At 71.8% G+C, this 22,130-nt stretch carries 22 protein-coding genes and 2 tRNA genes; 4 read left to right on the forward strand and 20 right to left on the reverse strand.

Translation table 11 applies throughout. From position 1 onward, the window contains the following. The first annotated feature begins 239 nt into the window (after nucleotides 1-239). The gene (rpsT, locus tag AB0F04_RS04775) at nucleotides 240-506 is read left to right on the forward strand and encodes a 30S ribosomal protein S20 (protein WP_053669127.1); all 267 of its coding nucleotides are present in this window, start codon (nucleotides 240-242) and stop codon (nucleotides 504-506) included. 173 nt (nucleotides 507-679) lie between these two features. Here the strand turns inward: rpsT and AB0F04_RS04780 are convergent, their stop codons facing one another. Next, nucleotides 680-1,075, reverse strand: a complete 396-nt coding sequence (locus AB0F04_RS04780) for a nuclear transport factor 2 family protein (RefSeq protein WP_362037783.1) — start codon at nucleotides 1,073-1,075, stop codon at nucleotides 680-682. A 100-nt stretch (nucleotides 1,076-1,175) separates the two neighbouring features. On the opposite strand from AB0F04_RS04780, the gene AB0F04_RS04785 reads away from it, so the two are divergent. Beyond that, on the forward strand, nucleotides 1,176-1,601 hold the full coding sequence (locus AB0F04_RS04785; RefSeq protein WP_362037785.1) for a VOC family protein: 426 nt from the start codon (nucleotides 1,176-1,178) through the stop codon (nucleotides 1,599-1,601). A gap of 22 nt (nucleotides 1,602-1,623) precedes the next feature. Here AB0F04_RS04785 and holA read toward each other — a convergent pair whose 3' ends face one another. The 9 genes from holA to leuS form a co-directional block, all read right to left on the reverse strand. Continuing rightward, a complete protein-coding gene (gene holA / locus AB0F04_RS04790) occupies nucleotides 1,624-2,613 on the reverse strand; it encodes a DNA polymerase III subunit delta (RefSeq protein ID WP_362037786.1) in 990 nt (329 codons plus the stop codon). A gap of 71 nt (nucleotides 2,614-2,684) precedes the next feature. Continuing rightward, a complete protein-coding gene (locus AB0F04_RS04795) occupies nucleotides 2,685-2,930 on the reverse strand; it encodes a hypothetical protein (RefSeq protein ID WP_248500542.1) in 246 nt (81 codons plus the stop codon). Between the two features lie 38 nt (nucleotides 2,931-2,968). After that, complete coding sequence (locus tag AB0F04_RS04800) at nucleotides 2,969-3,850, reverse strand: YceI family protein (RefSeq protein ID WP_362037788.1); 882 nt, start codon at nucleotides 3,848-3,850, stop codon at nucleotides 2,969-2,971. 174 nt (nucleotides 3,851-4,024) lie between these two features. Beyond that, nucleotides 4,025-4,855 (reverse strand): arylamine N-acetyltransferase, encoded by an 831-nt coding sequence (locus AB0F04_RS04805; RefSeq protein ID WP_362037790.1) that lies wholly within the window; start codon nucleotides 4,853-4,855, stop codon nucleotides 4,025-4,027. A 4-nt stretch (nucleotides 4,856-4,859) separates the two neighbouring features. Then, nucleotides 4,860-7,466: a ComEC/Rec2 family competence protein gene (locus AB0F04_RS04810; RefSeq protein ID WP_362037791.1), complete on the reverse strand. Its 2,607-nt coding sequence runs from the start codon at nucleotides 7,464-7,466 to the stop codon at nucleotides 4,860-4,862. Continuing rightward, nucleotides 7,463-8,608, reverse strand: coding sequence for a ComEA family DNA-binding protein (locus tag AB0F04_RS04815; protein ID WP_362037793.1), 1,146 nt, complete (start codon nucleotides 8,606-8,608; stop codon nucleotides 7,463-7,465). Before AB0F04_RS04815 ends, AB0F04_RS04810 begins: the two co-directional genes overlap by 4 nt. Nucleotides 8,609-8,727: 119 nt before the next feature. Beyond that, the gene (locus AB0F04_RS04820) at nucleotides 8,728-9,573 is read right to left on the reverse strand and encodes a DegV family protein (RefSeq protein WP_362037795.1); all 846 of its coding nucleotides are present in this window, start codon (nucleotides 9,571-9,573) and stop codon (nucleotides 8,728-8,730) included. A 72-nt stretch (nucleotides 9,574-9,645) separates the two neighbouring features. Then, nucleotides 9,646-10,416, reverse strand: a complete 771-nt coding sequence (locus AB0F04_RS04825) for a hypothetical protein (protein ID WP_362037797.1) — start codon at nucleotides 10,414-10,416, stop codon at nucleotides 9,646-9,648. Between the two features lie 138 nt (nucleotides 10,417-10,554). Then, complete coding sequence (leuS, locus tag AB0F04_RS04830) at nucleotides 10,555-13,434, reverse strand: leucine--tRNA ligase (RefSeq protein ID WP_362037798.1); 2,880 nt, start codon at nucleotides 13,432-13,434, stop codon at nucleotides 10,555-10,557. 469 nt (nucleotides 13,435-13,903) lie between these two features. Here leuS and AB0F04_RS04835 point away from each other — a divergent pair, with 469 nt between their 5' ends. Beyond that, complete coding sequence (locus AB0F04_RS04835; RefSeq protein WP_362037800.1) at nucleotides 13,904-15,166, forward strand: ferric reductase-like transmembrane domain-containing protein; 1,263 nt, start codon at nucleotides 13,904-13,906, stop codon at nucleotides 15,164-15,166. Beyond that, nucleotides 15,163-16,773 (forward strand): NADH-ubiquinone oxidoreductase-F iron-sulfur binding region domain-containing protein, encoded by a 1,611-nt coding sequence (locus tag AB0F04_RS04840; RefSeq protein WP_362037802.1) that lies wholly within the window; start codon nucleotides 15,163-15,165, stop codon nucleotides 16,771-16,773. The genes AB0F04_RS04835 and AB0F04_RS04840 overlap by 4 nt, the downstream gene beginning before the upstream one ends. A 120-nt stretch (nucleotides 16,774-16,893) precedes the next feature. On the opposite strand, the gene AB0F04_RS04845 is transcribed toward AB0F04_RS04840, so the two are convergent. The 10 genes from AB0F04_RS04845 to AB0F04_RS04890 form a co-directional block, all read right to left on the reverse strand. After that, a tRNA-Ala gene (locus AB0F04_RS04845) sits at nucleotides 16,894-16,966 on the reverse strand. Nucleotides 16,967-17,088: 122 nt separating this feature from the next. Continuing rightward, nucleotides 17,089-17,322: a hypothetical protein gene (locus AB0F04_RS04850; RefSeq protein WP_019523121.1), complete on the reverse strand. Its 234-nt coding sequence runs from the start codon at nucleotides 17,320-17,322 to the stop codon at nucleotides 17,089-17,091. Nucleotides 17,323-17,325: 3 nt separating this feature from the next. Next, nucleotides 17,326-17,499 carry a hypothetical protein gene (locus tag AB0F04_RS04855; protein WP_104780615.1) on the reverse strand — a complete coding sequence of 58 codons (174 nt, stop codon included), beginning with the start codon at nucleotides 17,497-17,499 and terminating at the stop codon, nucleotides 17,326-17,328. A 200-nt stretch (nucleotides 17,500-17,699) separates the two neighbouring features. Next, nucleotides 17,700-17,772 (reverse strand) — tRNA-Ala (locus tag AB0F04_RS04860). 73 nt (nucleotides 17,773-17,845) lie between these two features. Beyond that, on the reverse strand, nucleotides 17,846-18,514 hold the full coding sequence (locus tag AB0F04_RS04865; RefSeq protein WP_362037805.1) for a histidine phosphatase family protein: 669 nt from the start codon (nucleotides 18,512-18,514) through the stop codon (nucleotides 17,846-17,848). Continuing rightward, nucleotides 18,511-18,957, reverse strand: coding sequence for a ribosome silencing factor (gene rsfS / locus AB0F04_RS04870; RefSeq protein WP_053669099.1), 447 nt, complete (start codon nucleotides 18,955-18,957; stop codon nucleotides 18,511-18,513). The genes AB0F04_RS04865 and rsfS overlap by 4 nt, the downstream gene beginning before the upstream one ends. A 104-nt stretch (nucleotides 18,958-19,061) precedes the next feature. After that, complete coding sequence (locus AB0F04_RS04875) at nucleotides 19,062-20,786, reverse strand: LytR C-terminal domain-containing protein (protein WP_362037807.1); 1,725 nt, start codon at nucleotides 20,784-20,786, stop codon at nucleotides 19,062-19,064. 16 nt (nucleotides 20,787-20,802) lie between these two features. Then, nucleotides 20,803-21,546: a nicotinate-nucleotide adenylyltransferase gene (gene nadD, locus AB0F04_RS04880; RefSeq protein ID WP_362037809.1), complete on the reverse strand. Its 744-nt coding sequence runs from the start codon at nucleotides 21,544-21,546 to the stop codon at nucleotides 20,803-20,805. A gap of 85 nt (nucleotides 21,547-21,631) precedes the next feature. Beyond that, nucleotides 21,632-21,796, reverse strand: coding sequence for a hypothetical protein (locus AB0F04_RS04885; protein ID WP_094057638.1), 165 nt, complete (start codon nucleotides 21,794-21,796; stop codon nucleotides 21,632-21,634). Nucleotides 21,797-21,959: 163 nt separating this feature from the next. Further along, on the reverse strand, nucleotides 21,960-22,121 hold the full coding sequence (locus AB0F04_RS04890) for a hypothetical protein (protein WP_362037812.1): 162 nt from the start codon (nucleotides 22,119-22,121) through the stop codon (nucleotides 21,960-21,962). Between the last annotated feature and the right edge of the window lie 9 nt (nucleotides 22,122-22,130).

Consider the following 22,130-nt stretch of genomic DNA (forward strand, 5'->3'; position numbering starts at 1 on the left):
GCAGGGTCCTGATTCTTGAGGCGTCCGCAGTGTCTGCGGTCTCGGGTCGGATCGATACGTAGCCTCCATGGTCCCACGGGTGGGGACCACGGACGGGTTTGGGCCGTGGAAGGGGCCGCTGGTAGCCTGGGTGGCTGTGCCTCATGCCCTCTCGCAGGAGGCACGACCCAAGAAATCACCCGGTACGGGATCGTGCGGTGTCCGTGCGGCCTCGTGCCAGAACCTGAGAAGGCTCATTCGTGGCGAACATCAAGTCCCAGATCAAGCGGATCAAGACCAACGAGAAGGCGCGGCTGCGCAACAAGGCCGTCAAGTCCTCCCTCAAGACCGCGATCCGCAAGGCCCGTGAGGCTGCTGCCGCGGGTGACGTCGAGAAGGCCACCGAGTACCAGCGCGTCGCCGCGCGTCAGCTCGACAAGGCCGTCTCGAAGGGCGTCATCCACAAGAACCAGGCCGCCAACAAGAAGTCGGCGCTTGCTTCGAAGGTCGACGCGCTCAAGGGCTGACATCTGATGTGACGCCGGAGGGAACCGAGCGGGCCCTCTCTCATCCGCTCCCGTCCGGCACCCCGGATCCGCGCGCGGCCTGCGTTCGCCACGCGGGCGCGGATCCAGCAGCTCGTACCGAAGGCCCCGCCTTCCGCCCTTCCCCAGGGCGGCCGGCGGGGCCTTCGGCCTGTTCAGGACCAGAATTCGTTGTTCTTGTCGATGTCCTCGACGCATTCGTCGAAGTCGGTGACCTTGTCGCCGACGATCCGGAAGACGATGCAGCCGGTGTCGTCGAGGCTCTTTCCGTTGCGCTCGGCCGTGAAGCGGGTCATGCCGACCGCGTGACCGCGGCCGTCGACGGCGATGCCGATCAGTTCGGCGCGCATGGTCCCGTTCGTCTCAGCGCCGAGCCGTTCGTACATGTCGATGATCGAGTCCACCCCCTTGAAGTCACCCGACAACGGGTGATCTCCGGGCACGTGGTGGGTGGCGTCCCCGGCGATCAATCCGCGCAGAGTGTCCATGTCACCGCGTGAGAACGCCTCGAATCCCTTGCGGACCAGCGCTGCGTGCGGGTGTTCAGCCATGACTCTCGCCACCTCTCCGTCACTCGGCGACGTACGGCTGATACCCCCGATTCTCCTCTTCGGCAGGAAGAGGGCGACTCGATCACGGCACAGTGGAGAGATGGACGCACACGACACCGAGGCACCGGTCCTGGTCCGCGCGGCGACCAGGCTCCCCGCCCAGGACCTGGAGCGGGCGCGGCACTTCTACGCGGAGAAACTGGGCCTGGATCCCGTGGACGAACGCCCCGGCGGGCTGCTCTACCGGTGCGGCGGCGCGGAGTTCGTCCTGTTCCGCTCGACGGGGGCCTCTCCCGGCACCTTCACTCAGATGGCGCTGGAGGTCCAGGACCTCGATGCGGCGGTCGCGGTGCTGAAACGCCGCGGGGTGGTCTTCGAGGAGGTCGACACCCCCGGCTTCCGCACGCGGGACGGCATCGCCGAGATCGAGGGCAACTACCCGAGCAAGGGAGCACGGGGCGAACGCGGCGCCTGGTTCCACGACAGCGAGGGCAATCTGCTGGGGATGGGGGAACCGGTGTTCTGAGCGACGCGACGCGCGGCAGGCCCTATGCCCGCCCCCTGGAGCGGGCCGCGCGGGCGATGGTGACGACGGCCTTCTCCAGGGCGTACTCGGGGTCGTCGCCCCCGCCCTTCACCCCCGCGTCCGCCTCGGCCACGGCCCGCAGCGCGACCGACACCCCGTCCGGAGTCCAGCCCCGCATCTGCTGCCGCACCCGGTCGATCTTCCACGGCGGCATGCCCAGCTCCCGTGCGAGATCCGCCGGCCGCCCCCCGCGCGCGGAGGACAGCTTGCCGATCGCCCGGACGCCCTGCGCGAGCGCGCTCGTGATGAGCACGGGCGCGACCCCCGTCGCCAGCGACCAGCGCAACGCCTCCAGGGCCTCAGCGGCCCGCCCCTCGACCGCCCGGTCGGCGACCGTGAAGCTCGACGCCTCGGCCCGCCCGGTGTAGTACCGCCCGACGACCGCCTCGTCGATCGTCCCCTCGACGTCCGCGACCAGCTGCGACACCGCCGAGGCCAGCTCCCGCAGATCGCTGCCGATCGCGTCGACGAGCGCCTGGCACGCCTCCGGTGTGGCGGACCTCCCCGCCGTCCTGAACTCGCCCCGCACGAACGCCAGCCGGTCCGCCGGCTTCGTCATCTTCGGGCAGGCCACCTCGCGGGCCCCCGCCTTGCGCGCCGCGTCGAGCAGCCCCTTGCCCTTCGCCCCGCCGGCATGCAGCAGCACGAGGGTGATCTCCTCGGCCGGTGCCCCGAGGTACGCCTTCACGTCCTTGATCGTGTCGGCCGACAGATCCTGCGCGCTGCGTACGGCCACGACCTTGCGCTCCGCGAAGAGCGACGGGCTCGTCAGCTCGGCGAGCGTGCCGGGCTGCAGCTGGTCCGGGGTCAGGTCCCGTACGTCCGTGTCGGCGTCGGCTGCCTTCGCCGCGGCCACCACTTCCTGGACGGCACGGTCGAGGAGCAGCTCTTCCTGGCCCACGGCGAGCGTCACCGGGGCGAGGGGGTCGTCATTCGCAGTCTTCCTGGCCATCGCCCCAAGCATCCCACGCGCCACTGACAGCGGACCCCGACGGACCGGGCCGTGCGCCCTCGGAGGACCGCCTACGGTTCCTCCCGCCAGCCCTCCCACTCGCCGGCCAGCCGGTCCAGCTCCCCGGGATCCAGCCGCTCGTCCTCGTCCCGCAGGACGACCAGCCACTGCGCGTCCTCGGCGTCGTCCTCCCCGGCCAGGGCGTCCCGCACCAGTTGCGGCTCCTCCACGACCCCGAACCGCTCCCGCAGCGCCTCCACCACCTCTTCCGCGGCATCACGGTCGGGCAGCACCAGCACATGTCGCACATCACTCACGCCGGACATTGTCCGACACCGCCACGAGGCCGGGTCACTCAGCCCTTGCGGACGATCTGCACATCGAGGTCGACCCTGATGCTCGGCCCCACCACCGCGATGCCGCGCGCCAGCATCGTCTGCCAGCTCACCGTGAAATCGTCCCGGTGCAGTTCGGTCGTGGCCCGGCAGGCCGCCCGCACCTCGCCCTCCATGCCGTTGCCAAGCCCCAGGTACTCCGTGTCCAGCGTGACCGTCCGCGTCACGCCGTGCAGCGACAGCGCCCCGGTCACGGCCCACCGGTTCCCGCCCTTGTGCACGAACCGGTCGCTGTAGAACTCCAGCGTCGGGAACCTCTCGACGTCCAGGAAGTCCGCCGAGCGCAGGTGGTCGTCCCGCATCCTCATGTTGGTGTCGATGGAGGCCGCGTCGATCACCACGTGCATCGCCGACCGCTCCACCGGATCGGCGACCCGTATCACCCCCGCGAACGACTTGAACCGTCCGTGGATGCGGGCCAGTCCGATGTGCCGCGCGGTGAAGCCGATCGAGGAGTGCGCCGACTCGACCTCCCAGTCACCGGTGTCGGGGAGCTCCGGCGGCCGGGCCACCTGGAGCGTCACGTCCCCGAGTGACGCGAGCGCGTTCTCGGCGACCTGCGTCGTCGCCCGGTAGGGCGTGTACCCCTCCGCCGACACCGCGAGCCGGTACTCCCCCGCCGGCACCGTCGTCACGAACGATCCGTACGGATCCGCTCCGCCGCTGACGACCGGCCGCCCCACGGCGTCCGTCACCGCGAACTCCGCGTGCCGGACCGGTTCGTTCACCGGGTCCAGCACCCGGCAGGCCAGCACCCCCGCGCTCGGCGGTGTCGGCACCGCCGCCAGGGGACTCGTCCGGTGCACCCGGTCGGTGCGGCTTGCCCGCCAGCGGCCGATCATCCACGGCTCCTCTGAGTGACTCGAAATCGCCTGTTGATCACTGTTGATCACACGTGCCGAAGACGCATTCGACCACCCATGAGGCTTTCGAGGCAACACGGGACCACATCACGGGAATCCAGCAGATGTGCTGGTACTACGCCTGAGTAGCCCCCTGGGGCCGCAATTGACTCCCTAAGCGGGATTTCGCGACACCGGCACCCTGTCGAGCTCGATCCCGAACCGCTCCCGGTACACCCCGAGCACCTCCTCGTCCGTCCCCAGCTCCCTCTCCTCCCGCGAGCCGTCGGCCGCCGTCACCGTGAACCGGCGCCCGCTGAGCGTGATCCGTCCTCCGTCCTCCGTCACCCGCGAACACACCAGCGACCGCGTGAAGTGCGACACCGGCGACGTGCTGTGCCACCACGCCCCGGCCACGAAGTCGCCGAGCGCCCGCGGCCGCACCTCCAGGCGGTACTGCGCCCTGCCGTCGCGGAACACGTCCAGGTCCGCCGCCTCCACCGTGCCGTGCCCCCCGCGCACTCCGGCCGCGTCCGGCCCCGCCTCGACGATCCGGAACGTGCCGGCCGGATCCTGCTGCTCCCCCCGGTCCCCGAACGCCAGCGGAAGGTGACTGTGCGCCCCGAACCCGACATCGGCCAGCCAGTCACCCCCGTCCACCGTCCGTACTCTCAGCGCGAGATGGTCGTACGGGATCCCGAGCCGCCCCTCGTCTCCGTACACCCGCGCCGCCAGCAGCGCCACGTCGTACCCCAGTGCCGTGAGCAACGCCCCGAAGCAGCCGTTGAGTTCGTAGCAGAACCCGCCCCGCCGCGCGCCCACCACCTTGTCCAGCAACCGCTTCTCCTCCAGCACGATCTCCTCGCCCCGATGGATCGAGAGGTTCTCGAACGGCACGGCCTGCAGGTGCCGCAGGTGCAGTTCGCGCAGCGCGTCGACGGTGGGCCACGCCGGGTGTCCGACTCCCAGTCGGCGGAGATACGCATCAACCTGGCTTGAGTTCATGCCTTCAGTCTCGCGCCACCGCCAGCTCGCCGCCGCCCTCTCCCGTGACCGCGAGCGCGCCGTCCCGGTCCGTCCGCAGCACCGTCGCACCCCCGGCGCTCAGCGCCGCCACCGTGCCCGGTGCCGGATGCCCGTACGAGTTGTCCTCACCGCAGGAGATGAGGGCCAGGCGCGGGGCCGCCCGGCGTATGAGGCCCGGGTCCTGGTAGGCCGAGCCGTGGTGGGCGACCTTCAGCACGTCCACACCCTCCAGCGCCTCGGCCGCCGGCGAGCGCGCCAGAGCCCTCTGTGCCGGGGGCTCCAGATCCCCGAGGAGGAGCAGGCGCAGTCCGGCCGAGCGGACCAGCAGGGCGACGCTGGCGTCGTTCGGCCCCTCCGGCACCGGGTGGGCCGGACGCACCCCCGCAAGCACCCCTGGCTGCGCGCCCGGCGGTGGGCTGTCCGGCGGTGGGCTCGGGGGTGGCCAGACCACCTGCCAGGACAACTCCCCCGTGCGCCGCCGCTCCCCGACCGCCGCCCGTGTCACGGGAATCCGCCGCGCCGCCGCCAGCCTCCGCACCAACGCGGCCTGGTCCGCGGGCTCCTCCAGCCCCGTCGTCTCGATCGCGCCCACCGCCCGTCCACGCAGCACCCCGGGAAGGCCCGCCACGTGATCGGCGTGGAAGTGGGTGAGCACGACCAGCGGGATCCGGCTGATCCCCAGTGAGCGCAGACACTGGTCGACGAGCCGCGGGTCGGGCCCCGCGTCCACCACCACTCCGGCACCCTCGCCCGCCGCGAGCACCAGGGCGTCGCCCTGCCCCACGTCACACATCACCAGCCGCCAGCCGGGCGGCGGCCAGCCCGTCACCACCCGGGTCAGCGGTGGCGGCTGCACCACCACCAGGAGCAGCAGCACTCCGCAGACCCCGCACCACCAGGGATGCCCGAGCAGCCGCCGTCCGACGAACACCAGGGCGAGGGTCACGGCCAGCAGCAGCGCCGCGCCCGCCCAACTGCCCGGCCAGTCCACTCCCCCGCCCGGCAGCGCCGCCCCGGTCCGGGCGATCCCCGCGATCCACTCGGCGGGCCAGTGCGCGCACCAGGCCAGGGCCTTGGCCACCGGCATCGCCACCGGCGCCGTCGCCAGTGCCGCGAACCCCAGCACGGTAGCCGGTGCGATCGCGAACTCCGCGAGCAGATTGCACGGCACCGCCACCACACTCACCCGCGCCGACAGCACGGCGACGACGGGCGCGCACAGGGCCTGCGCGGCTGCGGCGGCGCCCAGGGCCTCGGCCCACCTCGGTGGCACCCCGCGCCGCCGCAGCCCGGCACTCCAGCGCGGCGCGAGCGTGAGCAGGGCACCGGTCGCGACGACGGACAGCAGGAACCCGTAACTCCGCGCCAGCCACGGGTCGTACAGCACCAGCAGCAGGACCGCCGTCGCCAGCGCCGGGATCATCGACCTCCGGCGACCGGTCGCCAGGGCGAGCAGGGCCACGGCTCCGCAGGCCGCCGCCCGCACCACGCTCGGATCCGGTCTGCACACCACGACGAACCCGAGCGAGAGCACACCGCCGAGTACGGCCGTGCCGCGCAGCGAGACACCGAGCCGGGGCGCGAGCCCCCGCCGCTCGGCGTGCTGCGCCAGGCCGGGCGGACCGAGCAGCAGCGCGAGGAGAATCGTGAAGTTGGCTCCGCTGACGGCCAGGGTGTGCGTGAGGTCGGTCTCCTTGAACGCCTCCTCCAGCTCGGGTGTGATGCGCGAGGTATCCCCGACCACCAGGCCGGGCAGCAGCGCCCGGGCGTCCGCGGGCAGCCCGTCGGTCGCCTCCCGCAGCCCGGCACGCAACCGCCCGGCGAGCCGCTGCGGCCCCGAGGGCCCTCCCACCACGTCCGGTGCGCCCTGGTCCCGCACGCGCAGCACTGCCGCGACCCGGTCGCCGCCCGTCATCGCGGGCGCCAGCCGCGCATCGACCCGCAGCCGCGTCGACGGCAGCAGCCCGAGCCATGGCGACCGCCCCCTCCCTCCGGCCGCCCGGTCCCGTGCACCCCCGTCCACGATCATCAGCACTGGTGTCCGTGTGGTCACCGCCGCGCCGCCCGCCTCGTGGACGCGCAGCACGTCGGCGTCGATCAGCACGGCCGTCGGAGCCACGTGATCGCCGCTCACCCGGGGCCGGGTGAGCCGGGGGTCGGACGTGAGCTCGACCTCGGCGGTCGCCGTCGCGTACTCCCGCGCCAGGCCGGGCACGGGTCCCCGGCGCAGATCCGCCCCGTGCAGCCCGGCCGAGGCGGCAGCCCCGGCGACACACAGCAGCAGGGCGGCGAGCGTGGCGCGCGGCCATGACGCGGCCCGAGGTCCCCGGGCCAGTGACATCAGGCCGGCGGCCGCCAGGCATCCGAGCACGATGCCGAGCGCCCAGCGGGGCGAGGCGTGCAGCACCAGCGCCGTCGTGCCCCAGGCCGCGAGGGCGGGCGGCACGAGCCGCAGGTCCGTCGGCCCCTCCTGGCGTGGACGGGCCGTGCCGAGACGCGTGCCGGAGGCCGCGTGCACGGACGACCGGGCGGGGCGGAGCCCGGGCGCGGCCTCGTCCTGCCGTGCCGGGGGGCCGGGGAGGCTCCTCATGGCCGTACGAGGTCGCGCAGGTCGGCGAAGCGGCGGTCGCCGATGCCGTTCACCTCGCGCAGCTCGTCCACGGAACGGAAACCACCGTGCTGCGTGCGGTAGTCGATGATGTGCTGTGCCAGCACCGGGCCGACACCCGGCAGAGTGTCGAGCTGGTCCACGGTGGCCGTGTTGAGGGAGACCGGGGCCGCGGGTCCCGCCGCCCCACCCGTCACCACCCCGGCCGGACCGCCCGGAGCCGCACCGCTCACCCCCGCTCCGCCCGCGGGAGCCGGTCCCCCGACGATCACCTGTTCGCCGTCCACGAGGAACCGGGCGCGGTTGAGCCCGTCGGTGTTGGTGCCCGGCTTCACCCCACCCGCCGCCTGCAGCGCGTCCGCCACCCGGGAGCCGGGCGGCAGCCGGTGGATCCCCGGCTCGCGGACCTTTCCGCCGACGTCCACGACGATCTCGCCCGCCCCCGCCTTCAGCGACCCGGACGGAGCCTCGGAGGACGCACCGGAGGAGGCTCCGACGGCATCAGGGCCCCGCTCGTGTCCGCCCGGCCCGCTCTCCTGCCGCTCGCCGAACGGCACCGCCGCCCGCACCACCTCCGGCGCCCGCACGGACTGCGTCCGTCCCGTCCAGAAGTGCTGCGCGGCGAATGCCGCCGCGACGACGAGCACCACGGTCAGGGCCAGCACGCTCCGCCGCTCCAGACCGCACCTGGACTGCACCCACAGCGGCATGCGCTCGCGCAGCGCCAGGCCGGCCCGCTCCCGCCAGGCTCCCTCCACGGCGCCGCCGTGCCCACCGGCCGGCGAGAGGGGGACGCCCTCGGACTGCCTGAGGGTCTCCTGACCCCCGGGCCACCGCCCGTTCTGATCCTCATCGGCCGGGCCCGGTGGCCCCTGCCCCGACTCCCGGTGCCCCGGGGGCCGTTCGGCCGGCTCGGCCCGCCCCGGATGCCCCACCGGCCCGGTGCGGTCACCGAACAGCATCCCCGCGCGCCGCCGGAGTTCCTCCGCCGAGGCATGACGCTGTCCGGCCCGCCCGCGCGCGGCCGGCGGGCGTCGGTGAGGACGGACGCGCCCGTCGGACCCCGGCCCACGGCCGGGCCCACTGGTCGCGGTCGCCGTGCGTGAACGTGATCGAAGTGCCATGCGACGAGGATCGGCCACCTCGCCCCACCCGCGATGATCATGGTCGATTCCCGGGGACAGAGCCCCGGTTGTGGACAACTCCGTCACTCACACGGGCGACCGGAGTCCCACAGCAACGTTCACCGGGGCGAAACCACGACTCCCAGCAGCCCGGGCCCCGTATGCGCCCCGATCACCGCCCCGACCTCGCTGACATGCAGATCGGCCAGCCCGGACACCCGTGTCCGCAACCGGTCGGCGAGGGCCGAGGCCCGGTCGGGGGCGGCGAGATGGTGGACGGCGACATCCACCGGGGCGCTGCCCGCTCGGTCGGCGGCGATCTCCTCGAGGCGGGCGATCGCCTTGGACGCGGTCCGCACCTTCTCCAGCGGTTCGATACGGCCGTCGGCCAGTTGCAGCAGCGGCTTCACCGCGAGCGCCGAACCCAGCAGCGCCTGAGCGGCACCGATACGGCCGCCGCGCCGCAGGTAGTCGAGGGTGTCGACGTAGAAGTAGGCGGAGCTGCCCGCGGCCCTCTTCTCCGCTGCTGCGACGGCCTCGTCGACCGTCCCGCCCGACTCGGCGGCCTGCGCAGCGGAGAGAGCGCAGAAGCCGAGCGCCATCGCGATCATGCCGGTGTCCACCACCCGCACCGGCACCGGCGCCTGCCGAGCGGCCACGACGGCCGCGTCGTACGTGCCGGACAGCTCGGCGGAGAGGTGGAGGGAGACGATGCCGGTGGCGCCGGACTCGGCGACCTTGCGATAGGTCTCCTCGAAGACCGCGGGAGCGGGCCGCGAGGTCGTCACGGAGCGCCGCTTCTGCAAAGCCTGGGCGAGGGCCCGGGTCGAGATCTCGGTGCCCTCCTCCAGCGCCCGGTCACCGAGGACCACGGTCAGCGGTACCGCTGTGATGCCGTGACGCTCCATCGTCCGGGTCGGCAGGTAGGCCGTTGAATCGGTGACGATCGCGACATGGCGGGACATGAGCTGGAGGTTACCTGCCGTAGCGCTCGTGTGGCAGCCCGGGCCCTGCGCCCTGCGGTGCGAGTGGCCGGTTCAAGTGGTGCTCTCGGGACGGGGCTTCTTCTGCCAGGGGTGCGTCAGGCGCGGTCCCGGCGGCGTGATGGCGGGCCGTGCCGGTTCCCGCGCCGGGCCCGGCTGCGCACTGTCCGGCCAGGTCTGCCCGGCCGTCCCGGCATCGGCGGGGGGTGCCTCGGGCCACGGCGGCGAGCCGGGCTGCCGCGCGGACGCGGACTGCTGTGCGGACCCGGACTGCGGCTCCGGCCCCGTCCAGTGCCGCAGCGCGCCGGACTCCAGGTCGATCTGGGCGCTGAGCGTGTCCAGGTCGTCCTCGGCGAAGCGGCGGGCCCGGTCGCGGGCCGCCCAGCGCAGGGAGTCCGCCGAGTGCGTGATGCGTTCGGTGCGCTCGCGCAGCCCGGGCAGCCGCTCGGTGAGCGCGGCACGGTCCGGCTCGGACTCCAGGCGCTTGAGCTCGTCGTCCAGCTCGTGTCCGTGCGCGCTGAGCCGTTCGAAGAGGCCGACGGACTCCTTCAGGGACGCGTCCTCGGCGACGGCCGCGTGCAAGGCCTCCTGGGTGGCGCGCAGCGAGGTGCGCAGCTTCAGCCGGAGCTGGGCCAGTTCGCCCGCGGCTCCGGGCTGGGCGAAGGACTTGGCACGCAGTGTGTGGTCCTCGACCGTGCGGCGGGCCTGCGTGATGCCGCGGTCCACGCCGCGCTTGGCGGCGCCGACCGCCTTCACGGTGGCGTACGCCCCGAGGCCCAGAAAGAGCACGAAGAGCAGGGCGAAGACTGCGATCACTGCTTCCACAAGGGCTCCTCCTCAGGACGTCACGGCGCCTCGCGTCGCTCTTCCACGGTAAACGCAACGGGCAGGTCCGGAGTTCCAGAAAAACCCCGAACCTGCCCGTAGGGGGCCACCCCGAGAGGGACCCTCACGCCCTGCCGGCTACGCCGGAACGATGTTCACCAGCTTCGGCGCGCGCACGATCACCTTCCGGATCCCGGCGCCGCCCAGCGCTGCGACGACCTTCTCGTCGGCCAGCGCGGCCTTCTCCAGCTCCTCGTCGGAGATCGACGGCGCGACCTCCAGCCGCGCCTTGACCTTGCCCTTGATCTGCACGACGCAGGTCACGGTCTCGTCGACCACGTAGGCCGGGTCGGCCACCGGGAAGTCCCGGTGCACCACCGAGTCCGTGTGCCCCAGCCTGCGCCACAGTTCCTCGGCGATGTGCGGGGCCAGCGGCGCGACCATCAGCACCAGCGGCTCGGCGACCGAGCGCGGCACGGCGCCGCCCGCCTTGGTCAGGTGGTTGTTCAGCTCGGTGACCTTGGCGATGGCGGTGTTGAACCGCATGCCCTCCAGGTCTCCGCGGACCCCGTCGATCGCCTTGTGCAGGGCGCGCAGCGTCTCCTCGTCGGGCTCGGCGTCGACGACGGTGACCTCGCCGGTCGCCTCGTCGACGATGTTGCGCCACAGCCGCTGCAGCAGCCGGAACTGGCCGACCACCGCGCGCGTGTCCCAGGGACGGGAGACGTCCAGCGGGCCCATGGCCATCTCGTACAGGCGCAGCGTGTCGGCTCCGTACTCGGCGCAGATCTCGTCCGGAGTGACCGCGTTCTTCAGGGACTTGCCCATCTTGCCCAGCAGCCGGGAGACCTGCTCGCCCTGGTACCAGTAGGCGCCGTCGCGCTCCTCGACCTCGGCGGCCGGCACGGCGATGCCGCGGCTGTCGCGGTAGACGTAGGCCTGGATCATGCCCTGGTTGAACAGCTTGTGGAACGGCTCGGCGGAGGAGACGTGTCCCAGGTCGTACAGGACCTTGGACCAGAAGCGCGCGTACAGCAGGTGCAGCACGGCGTGCTCGGCGCCGCCGACGTACAGGTCGACACCGCCGTGCGGCATGCCCTCGCGCGGGCCCATCCAGTACTGCTCGATCTCGGGGTCGACCAGCTTGTCGGAGTTGTGCGGGTCCAGGTAGCGCAGCTCGTACCAGCAGGAACCGGCCCAGTTGGGCATGGTGTTGGTCTCGCGCCGGTACGGGCGCGGGCCACGTCCGTCACCCAGGTCCAGCGTGACGTTCACCCAGTCCTCGTTGCGCGACAGCGGCGTCTCGGGCTGGGTGTCGGCGTCGTCCGGGTCGAAGGTGCGGGGGCTGTAGTCCTCGACCTCGGGCAGCTCCAGGGGCAGCATCGACTCGGGCAGCGCGTGGGCGATGCCGTCCTCGTCGTAGACGATCGGGAAGGGCTCGCCCCAGTAGCGCTGGCGGCTGAACAGCCAGTCGCGCAGCCGGAAGTTGACGGTGCCCTCGCCGACGCCCTCGGCTTCCAGCCACTCGGTGATGCGGGTCTTGGCCTCGACCACGCCCAGGCCGTCCAGGGAGACACCGGTGCCGGAGGAGTTCACGATCTTCGCGTCGTAGGAGGCGAAGGCGTCGTCCCACGTGGCCGGGTCGGTGCCGCGCTCGTCGGTCGGCTCGACCACGCAGCGGATCGGCAGCTCGAAGGCGCGGGCGAACGCGAAGTCGCGCGGGTCGTGAGCCGGCACGGCCATGATCGCGCCGGTGCCGTACCCCATCAGCACGTAGTCGGCGATGAAGACCGGGACCTGCTCGCCGTTGACCGGGTTGGTCGCGTACGCGCCGATGAAGACGCCCGTCTTGTCCTTGGCCTCGGCCTGGCGCTCCACGTCGGACTTGGACGCGGCCTGGGCGCGGTAGGCGGCGACGGCCTCGGCGGGGGTGGCGTGGCCACCGGTCCACACCTCGTGGGTGCCCTCCGGCCAGGCGGCCGGGGTGAACTTCTCGACCAGCGGGTGCTCGGGCGCCAGCACCATGTAGGTGGCGCCGAACAGGGTGTCGGGGCGGGTGGTGAAGACGGTGATGCGCTCGCCGTCGATGGGGAAGTCGACGCGGGCGCCCTCGGAGCGGCCGATCCAGTTGCGCTGCTGCAGCTTGATGGCCTCGGGCCAGTCCAGCGCGTCCAGGTCCTCCAGCAGCCGGTCGGCGTAGGCCGTGATGCGCATGTTCCACTGGCGCAGCTTGGCCTTGAAGACCGGGAAGTTGCCGCGCTCGGAGCGGCCTTCGGCGGTGACCTCCTCGTTGGCCAGCACGGTGCCCAGCCCGGGGCACCAGTTGACCGGCGCGTCGGAGGCGTAGGCCAGGCGGAACTCGCCCAGGACGTCGGCCTTCTCGGAGGCGCTCAGCTCGCTCCACGCGCGCGTGTGCCCGGGTACGGGCCGCTCACCGGACTCGAACGCGGCGACCAGCTCGGCGATCGGGCGGGCCCGGCGGGCGTCGTGGTCGTACCAGGAGTTGAAGATCTGCAGGAAGATCCACTGGGTCCACTTGTAGTAGTCCGGGTCGATCGTCGCGAACGAGCGGCGCTTGTCGTGGCCCAGGCCCAGCCGGCGCAGCTGGGACTTCATGTTCTCCATGTTGGCCTCGGTGGACACGCGCGGGTGCGTGCCGGTCTGCACCGCGTACTGCTCGGCGGGCAGGCCGAAGGCGTCGAAGCCCAGGGTGTGCAGGACGTTGTGGCCGGTCATCCGCTGGAAGCGCGCGAAGACGTCCGTGGCGATGTAGCCCAGGGGGTGGCCGACGTGCAGGCCCGCACCGGAGGGGTACGGGAACATGTCCATGATGAACTTCTTGGGGCGGGCGGCGGTCTCCGTGTCACCGGCCAGGTCGCCCGTGGGGTTGGGCGCGGCGTAGGTGCCGTCGGCGTCCCAGAAGTCCTGCCAGCGTGCCTCGATGTCGGCAGCCATGGCGGCCGTGTAGCGGTGCGGCGCCGCCACCTCGGAGGCGGCGGCGGGGTTCGTCTCGCTCATGATCCTCAAAGCTCCATCGATCGTCTCTGCCTGCGGCTGTCTGGTTCGAGAAACGAAAAATCCCCTCACACAGGAGGGGACGCCGCGCCGATGCCGGCCACTCGACTTCTCCGGTGGCCGGGACTGATCAGCGCGGCCCGCTAAGCAGAAGGCGTACGGCACGCATGGCGCTAGGGTACCGCAGGCTCTCAGCGCGCCGCGACGCGCTTTGGGGGGGCGGTCCGGTGCCTGAGAAGCTGAACCATGGTCAATAGTTACTTCGCGTAACAGCTGCTAAGGGACATCGCCACAGCCATATTGTCCTTTGATAACAACGCAATAACTCAAACCTCGTACTGATCGGTATGACTCCGCTTAGAGTTCGGCAGCGGGACCGCTGCTTTCCCGAACCGCTCGGAGTTGCCCCCATGAACCCTCATCGCAGTAACACCTCCCTACACCCGGCCGCCGGGACGTGGGGAGGCTTGTCGTGAACCCCTACGACTCCACGGCAGACGACTCGTTCGCCGAGTTCCTCAACTTCGGTGCGGGCGTGCTGTCCCTCGTGTCCCTGACGTGCTCGGTGATCTGGGGGCTGATCGCCCAGGACCGAGTGCTCCTCGACGCCCGCCGCCGCATCCTGGCGCAGGCCGTGCACCGGACCACGGCCGTCGCCTCGATCGCCTTCCTGCTGGTGCACATCGGGGTGAAGCTGGCCCTCTCGCACACCTCGTGGGTCGCCGCGGTGATCCCCTTCGGGCTGCTGTTCACCGACGACGAACTGGTCGCGGGCAGGTCCTTCCTGATCGGCCTGGGCACCCTGGCCGGCATGCTGATGATCTTCGTGGGCATCACCGGCGTGCTGCGCAACCGCTTCGCCTCCCCCGCGCCCGTCGCGGCCCGCTGGCGGGCCATGCACATGCTGGCCTACCCGGCCTGGTGCGCCGCCCTGGTCCACGGGCTCTACGCGGGTCGCGCGGCCAAGCCGGTCTTCCTCATCCTCTACTGCCTGACCCTGGCCGGCGTGGCCGGAGCGCTCGCCCTGCGCGCTGCTCCGCGCCAGGTCAAGCGCCGGGTCGCCGACAAGATCGCTTCGATGATCGGACCCGGCGAGGGTCTGGGCCGCAGGGACCTGGAGGAGAGCCGGGCCCGGGCAGCCGGCGGCTTCGGGTTCGGCGACCAGGAGGGCCGGGGAGCTTCCGCGCGCGCCGCGGCGTCCCCGTCGGGGCCGCTGTACGAGAAGGCGGAACGCCCAGCGGCCAAGGAGCCCGCGAACGGCTTCGCCGCCGCCTACCGGGCCGTCTCGGGCCCTCCGCAGGGCCAGGCCTTCGCGCCCGGGCCGACCACCAGCATGCAGCTGCCGCTGGACCTGCAGCCCACCGAGACCATCCCGACCGTGGACGGCCCCTCCAGCACCTCGGGCAACTGGCCGATCCCCTCTCCGCCGCCGGTCGGCGAGGCGCCGCCGTCCGCCTACGACCCGCTCCAGGACACGGGCTTCAACATCCCGCCCTACGACCCCCTGCAGGACACCGGACAAAGCATCCCGGCCTATGGCAATCCAGGCACCGCCGGTTACGGATCGAGTGACGTGTACGACACGGGTGAGACGAACGCCGCCTTCGACACGTACTACCCGAACGACACGTACAACAGCGGTCCCGCCACTGACACACGTCCCGGTGCGTCCTACGACTTCGACGCACCGGGATCGGGCGAACCTTGGAACACGCCTTCCGGAGGCTTTAAGTGAACGAGGCCCTGCCCGACGTACCCGAAGTCCGCGTAGTCGGTCTTCCCCAGCTCACGTCGGGTTTCGACCTTGTCGACCGGCTCGATCTGCCCATGCACCTCAAGGTGCACGGGCCGCTCGAGCCGATGGGCGGTGAGCAGCTCGCGCAGCTCGCCGAACGCATCAACCTCAAGGGCCGCGGCGGCGCGGGCTTCCCCTTCCACAAGAAGCTGCGCTCGGTCGCCGAAGCGGCGATCAAGCGCGGCGTCCGGCCGGTCGTCGTCGTGAACGGCAGCGAGGACGAGCCGGCCTGCCGCAAGGACACGGTGCTGATCAACCGTGCCCCGCACCTCATCCTGGACGGCGCCCTGCTGTGCGCCGAGGCCCTGGGTGCCCGCACGCTCGTGGTGGGGGTCACCCGTGAGTCGACCCAGCGCTCCATGGAGGCCGCGCTCGCCGAACGCGGCCTCAGCAACGGCCGCCGGTCGGCGCTGCGCGCGCGGGTCCAGCGCAATCCGGTCCGCATGGTCACCGGTGCCGCCGCGTCGCTGATCCGTTCGATCGACGGCGGCCCGGCCATTCCGCCCGGCCGCAAGGTCAGCGCTTCGCAGAACGGCGTCGGCGGCGCACCCACCCTGCTCTCCAACGCCGAGACCTTCGCCCAGCTGGCGATCGCCGCCCGCATCGGCCCCGAGCGCTACGGCAACACCGGCCTGTACGACGAGCCGGGCACCGTCATGCTCACGGTCTCCGGCGCGGTCGCCCGCCCCATGGTGATCGAGGTCCCGACGGGCGTGCCGCTGCGCTACGTCCTGCAGCTCGCCGGCGCGCCGCCGGTGCCGCAGGGCGTGCTCACCGGCGGCTACCACGGCAAGTGGATCGACGCGGCGACGGTCAACGAGGCGATCGTCTCCCGCAACTCGCTGGACGCGGTGGGCGGCGCGCTCGGCGCCGGCGCGATTCTGCCGATCACTCAGGACACCTGCCCGCTGGGCGAGTCGCTGCGGGTGGCGCAGTGGCTGGCCGAGGAGAGCGCGGGCCAGTGCGGGCCCTGCTACCTCGGTCTGCCGGCCGCCGCGCGCGGCCTGGAGGACATCCTCAACGGCGGTGGCCCCGCCGCCCTGGAGGCGCTCAAGCAGGTCGCCAAGAACGTGAAGCGGCGCGGCGCGTGCTCGCACCCGGACGGCTCCGCGATGTTCATCGAGTCGACCATCAAGGCCTTCACGGACGACCTCGCCGCCCATGTCCTCGGCAACGGCTGCGGACGGCCCGTGGAGGGCGTTCTGCCGCTCTTCGAGGGCGGCAGGGCCCCTACGGGCATCCCGGGCGGCGGCGAGTCCGAGGAGAACGGACCGAGCCGTCAGAAGATCTACGTCGACTGGACGCTGTGCCGGGGCCACGGCCTGTGCGCGGACATCCTCCCGGAGGTGTTCCAGCTGGGCGCGGACGGCTTCCCGACCGTGGCGCAGGCTCAGGTACCGCGGTACGCCGAGGCCAAGGCTCTACGCGCGGTGCGCCGCTGCCCGGCACTGGCCCTGCGCATCGAGGAGTCGGGCGGAGCGGGCGCGCCGTCGCGCAATCTCCCGGTCCTCTCCCAGGGCCGCGGCCGCCGCGCTCTCGGCCGCTGAGCGGACGCAACGGCGGGCTTCCCTTCAGGGGGGCCCGCCGTTCGCATACGCACGACGGGCACGGCGCGCACGACAAGAAGGCGGGCCATCCGATCGGATGGCCCGCCTTCTCATCTGCTGTGGAGCTAAGGAGAATTGAACTCCTGACCTCCTGCATGCCATGCAGGCGCTCTACCAACTGAGCTATAGCCCCTCGCTGCGTTCCGCCCGGTTTCCCCGGCGGCGACGCCAACATTACTGGTCCTGAGGGCCCAACACCAAATCGGTTTCACCTTGCCCGATATGGCCGTTATGTCGGTTCCGAGGCGTCGGGCGTCAGGCCGTGACGAACGAATAGAACCGCTTGAGCGTGCAGTGCTCCTCCAGGAGCCGGCCGTAGATCGGCTCGCCCTCCAACTCGCGGTACGTCTCGATCGGGTCGCCTTTTATGATCAGCGCCCGCGCGCATTCCTCGCACCAGTACTGGTAGTCGGGATTGAGCGGTTCCATGTCGCGGACGATCGGAGTCCCGCTGCCGCACCAGTCGCACTTCCGCCTGTGTGCACCCATCGATCAGCTCCAGCTGTGGCCGCAGGCCGTGCACACGTAGGAGATCCCGCCGTTGTCGCCGAGCATCTGGGCCACGTGCGCGGAACCGCAGGAAGGGCAGCTGAGTCGGGTGGACATGTCCCGTGTGAACGCTGCTTCGAGGAGGTGGTCGACCTCCTCGAGGATGCTCGCAGGCATCGCTACTCCTCCCGTCGGGCCGCGCCCCCTTCCGGCCGTTTGATTCTGCCACGGCCGGGCCAATACGGTCAGCGACGCCTCAGTACCAGTCCGGACACGCCACCCGGCGGGGCCGTAGAGGTATACGCCTCAGTGTGCCCGAGTGACTCAAGCCGGAACACGAAAAATCCCGCCCCCACACCGGGAACGGGATCTTGTCGTGGAGCTAAGGAGAATTGAACTCCTGACCTCCTGCATGCCATGCAGGCGCTCTACCAACTGAGCTATAGCCCCTCTGTCCTTCCCCGCTGGCGGGGCGAACAAGAAGAACTTTAGCCTGCGACCTGCCGGAAAGTGAAATCCGGGGTCAGTCGTCGTCGCCGAGCACCGGTTCGGGCAGGGTGCCGGCGTTGTGCTCCATCAGGCGCCAGCCGCGGGCGCCTTCGCCGAGCACGGACCAGCAGCAGTTGGAGAGTCCGCCGAGGCTCTCCCAGTTACGGGGGTCGAGACCCAGCAGGCGGCCGATGGTGGTGCGGATCGTGCCGCCGTGGCTGACCACGACGAGCGTGCCGTCCTCGGGGAGCTTCTCGGCGTGCCGGAGCACCACCGGGGCCGCGCGGTCGGCGACCTCGGTCTCCAGTTCGCCGCCACCACGGCGCACCGGCTCGCCGCGCTTCCACGCGGCGTACTCCTCGCCGTACCGGGCGATGATCTCCTCGTGCGTCAGGCCCTGCCAGACGCCCGCGTAGGTCTCCCGCAGCCCCTCGTCGTGGGTGACGTCGAGACCGGTGAGCGCGGCGAGCTCGGCGGCCGTGGCGGCTGCGCGACGCAGGTCGGAGGCGACCACGGCGTCCGGCTTCAGGGAGACGAGCAGCCGGGCGGCGCGGCGGGCCTGGGCGACGCCGGTCTCGGTCAGCTCGACGTCCGTGCTGCCCTGGAAACGGCGCTCCACGTTCCAGGAGGTCTGGCCGTGCCGCCAGAGGATGATGCGACGGCCACGGCCCTTCCTGGCGGACGCCTCAGGCGAGGAGGTCACCGCCAGTCACCGTCCAGTTCCGCCTCCTCCTCGGCCGCCCTCAGCTTGGCGTGCTCCTCGGCCTTGCCACGGGTGGCCTTGGCCTCCTCGGGCAGGTCGAGCTCGGGGCAGTCCTTCCACAGCCGCTCCAGGGCGTAGAAGACGCGCTCCTCGCTGTGCTGGACATGGACGACGATGTCGACGTAGTCGAGCAGCACCCAGCGGGCCTCGCGGTCACCCTCCCGGCGCACCGGCTTGGCGTCGAGTTCCTTCGAGAGACGCTCCTCGATCGCGTCGACGATCGCCTTGACCTGGCGGTCGTTGGGCGCGGAGGCCAGCAGGAAGGCGTCCGTGATGGACAGCACGTCGCTGACGTCGTAGGCGACGATGTCGTGGGCCAGCTTGTCGGCGGCCGCCTGGGCGGCGGTGTTGATCAGCTCGTGAGAGCGGTCGGTCACGGTCACTGCAAGGCTTTCGGTCGGCGGACACTTGACACCAAGGGTCTCACGGACCGCCGCGGGCCCCCACGCGATAAACGGCGATCACGTGGGGAGCGCGCTCCCAGGACCTAGCCGGCGGACGGCTTGTAGTCCTGGCCGAGGACCACGGAGACGTCGGCGCTCGCGGCGATCCTGCCCTTGGTGACCGATCCCGCGGGCAGGCCCAGGGTCTTGGCGACCTCGGCGGCGTTCGCCTTGTCGGCGGCGTCGGCGTACACGACCCGGGAGGTGGCCCGGGCGGTGCCGGTGCCGCCCTCCAGGAAGGTGAAGCCGCCGTTGAGGAGCACGACGCGGGCCTTCTCGGTGTTGTCCTTGACACCGGTGGCGTTCTGCACGGAGACGCTGACGGCGGCGTCCTTGTCGGGGCTCTTGGCGGTGCCGCCGAGGACGTTCCTGACGACGTCCGCGCTCGCCTGGGCGCTGAGCGTGCCGTCGTTTTGGACGGGCAGCAGGTCGGTCTTGACGTCACCGCCCTTGGCGAGGTCGGAGAGCCCGGCGAGGAAGGTGCCGAGGTCCTTGTCGGTGAGGGACGGGTCCAGGATCTGCGCCAGGGTCTGGATGGTGGTCGTGGCGGCCTGCGGATCGGAGGACATCTTGCGCAGGACGCCCTGCATGACCTGCCCGAAACGCTCCAGCTGGGCGTTCTGGGCCTCCCCGGGAGCACGGTAGGTGGCGTAGGCGACCGCCATCTTGCCGCTGAGGGTCTGGTCCCGGCCCTTGCTGACCAGGGGGGCCTGGCCCTTCTTCTTGGCGGCCGGGTCGGGGACGTCGGTGTCGGTGTCGACGTCGATGTTGCCGACGAGGTCGACGAGGTTCTGCAGGTAGGGCGTGTCCAGGCGCCAGGTGCCCTCGATGTCGGTGCCGAGGACCGTGTCGAGCGCGTCGCGGGTGCCGTCGGAGCCGTCGTCCTCGACCGACTTGGCGAGCGTCGTCGTGGTGCCGTCGTCGCTGGTCAGGGCGAGGGAGTTGGGCAGCAGGACGGTCGTGCCCCGCTCGGTGGTGGTGTTGTCGACGAGCAGGGCCGTGGAGGTGCCGCCGCCCTTGGTGTCGTGCAGGTGGACGACGATCACGTCGCGCTTCTGGGCGCCCGCCGCCGTCGCCGAGCCCGCCTTGGAGTCCTCGGAGGACAGTCCGGGCAGCTTGCCCGCGTACCAGAGCCAGCCGACGCCGCCGGCCGCGACGAGCGCGAGGACGACCGCCAGGGCGACGATCCGGCTGCGGGCCCGCCGCCGGGCCTCCTCGCGGCGTTCGGTGCGGTTCTCGGTGAACTTGAGCCAGTCGATGACGTCTTCCGAGTTGGCGTCCGGTTCCTCGACGAAGGCGAACTGCTCGGTGTGGTACTCCCGTTGCGGCTCGTCGGGAGTCTCCCGGTCGTCGGCCGGACCGGCCTGCTGCGGGATGTGGGCGGTCTGCTGGGCCGCCTGTTCCGCGACGCGGGGCTGCCGGCCGGTGGCACCGGCGGCGCTCGCTTGGCCATAGGGGTCGTGCGGGGCGCCCGGTGCGGGGGCGCCCTGCTGCGGGGCGGTGCCGTACGGGTCGTAGGTGCCGTAGTCGGTGGCGGGCTGTGCGCCCGTGCCGTAGCCGTACGCGGACGGAGGCTGCTGCGCCGTCTGCGCGTACGGGTCGTAGCCGTAGCCCTGCTGGTGCTGCTGGTGCTGCTGGGCGTACGGGTCGTACGTCTGCTGCCCGCCCTGGACCTGCCGGTAGACCGGCCGGCCGTACCCGTCGTAGCCGACGAGCTCGTACTGGTCGGCGCCGTGGTCCGCGGCCCCCGCGTCGTATCGGTCGTTCACCGGTGCCCCTCTCGGCTCACTCGCCGCGGTACAGCTCGCGCTTGTCGATATAGCGCACGACGCCGTCCGGCACCAGGTACCAGATCGGATCGCCCTTGGCGACTCTCGCGCGGCAGTCGGTGGAGGAGATGGCCAGGGCGGGAACCTCCACCAGCGAGACACCGCCCTCGGGGAGTCCGGAGTCGTCCAGGTGGTGGCCCGGCCGGGTCGCCCCGATGAAGTGCGCCAGGGAGAACAGCTCCTCGCTGTCCCGCCAGGTGAGGATCTGGGCGAGGGCGTCGGCGCCGGTGATGAAGAACAGGTCCGTGTCGGGGTTGAGTGCGCGCAGGTCGCGCAGGGTGTCCACGGTGTACGTGGGGCCGCCGCGGTCGATGTCGATGCGGCTCACGGAGAACTGCGGGTTCTCGGCGGTCGCGATGACCGTCATCAGGTAGCGGTCCTCGGCCGGGGAGACGCTGCGGTGGCTCTTCTGCCAGGGCTGGCCGGTCGGGACGAAGACCACCTCGTCGAGGTGGAACGCGGCGGCGACCTCGCTGGCCGCCACCAGGTGCCCGTGATGGATCGGGTCGAAGGTGCCGCCCATGACGCCGAGCCGGCGCTTGCCCCTCGGTGCAGCGCCTTCTGCGGTGGCGCCGGTGCGGGGGGCCGTCGCGGAGGCACGGCGGGGCTCCGAGTGCCGCTCGGTGCCGCTCGCCGTCTCCTGTGCCGGGTCGTGCGGCGTCTCGTTCGCCGGACCGGTAGGCATGTCCTGCTCTCCCATGCGTGCAGACCCTACCGGCCCTGCCTGAGGGCTCCGGCCGCCCCCGTGGTCCCCCGGGCATCCTCGGCGGGATGCCCCGCCGGTCTCAGCGGTCGCGGTTGAAGCGGGTGGTGATCCACAGCAGGAGCAGCAGGATGAAGAGCGCGGCGCCGCCGGTGAGGTAGGGGCTGAGGCTCTCGTGGTTTCCGCCGTGCTCCTCGCCCTCGGCGGCGAGGGTGACCAACTGGGCAGCGGTGCTGTGGAAGCTCATCTTCGGCAGGACCTATCGCGTGAGGGCGGGTTAAAGACGTCGGCTCATCGTAAGCGGGCGCCCGTCGCGCGATCACCCCGACTCCGCCTGTTCGTGCCGCGGGGGTCACACGCGCCGTCGCCGGGCCCGGTCCCGTGGCCCGGCGGGGAACCTTCGCGTGGTCTCAGTCGTCCTTGCGTCTGTAGCCACGCAGCAGGAACCACGCGGTCAGCACACAGCCCACGATCATCACGAGCAATACGTACCGCAGCATCCCCGGCCCCCCTTGCCCCTCGGCGGCGCTCGCGGCCTCGGCGAGCCAGGCGGTGGCGGGGTGGTGCTGCATGGCGGTGGT

Source organism: Streptomyces sp. NPDC029041 (assembly GCF_040637515.1).
GTDB lineage: Bacteria > Actinomycetota > Actinomycetes > Streptomycetales > Streptomycetaceae > Streptomyces.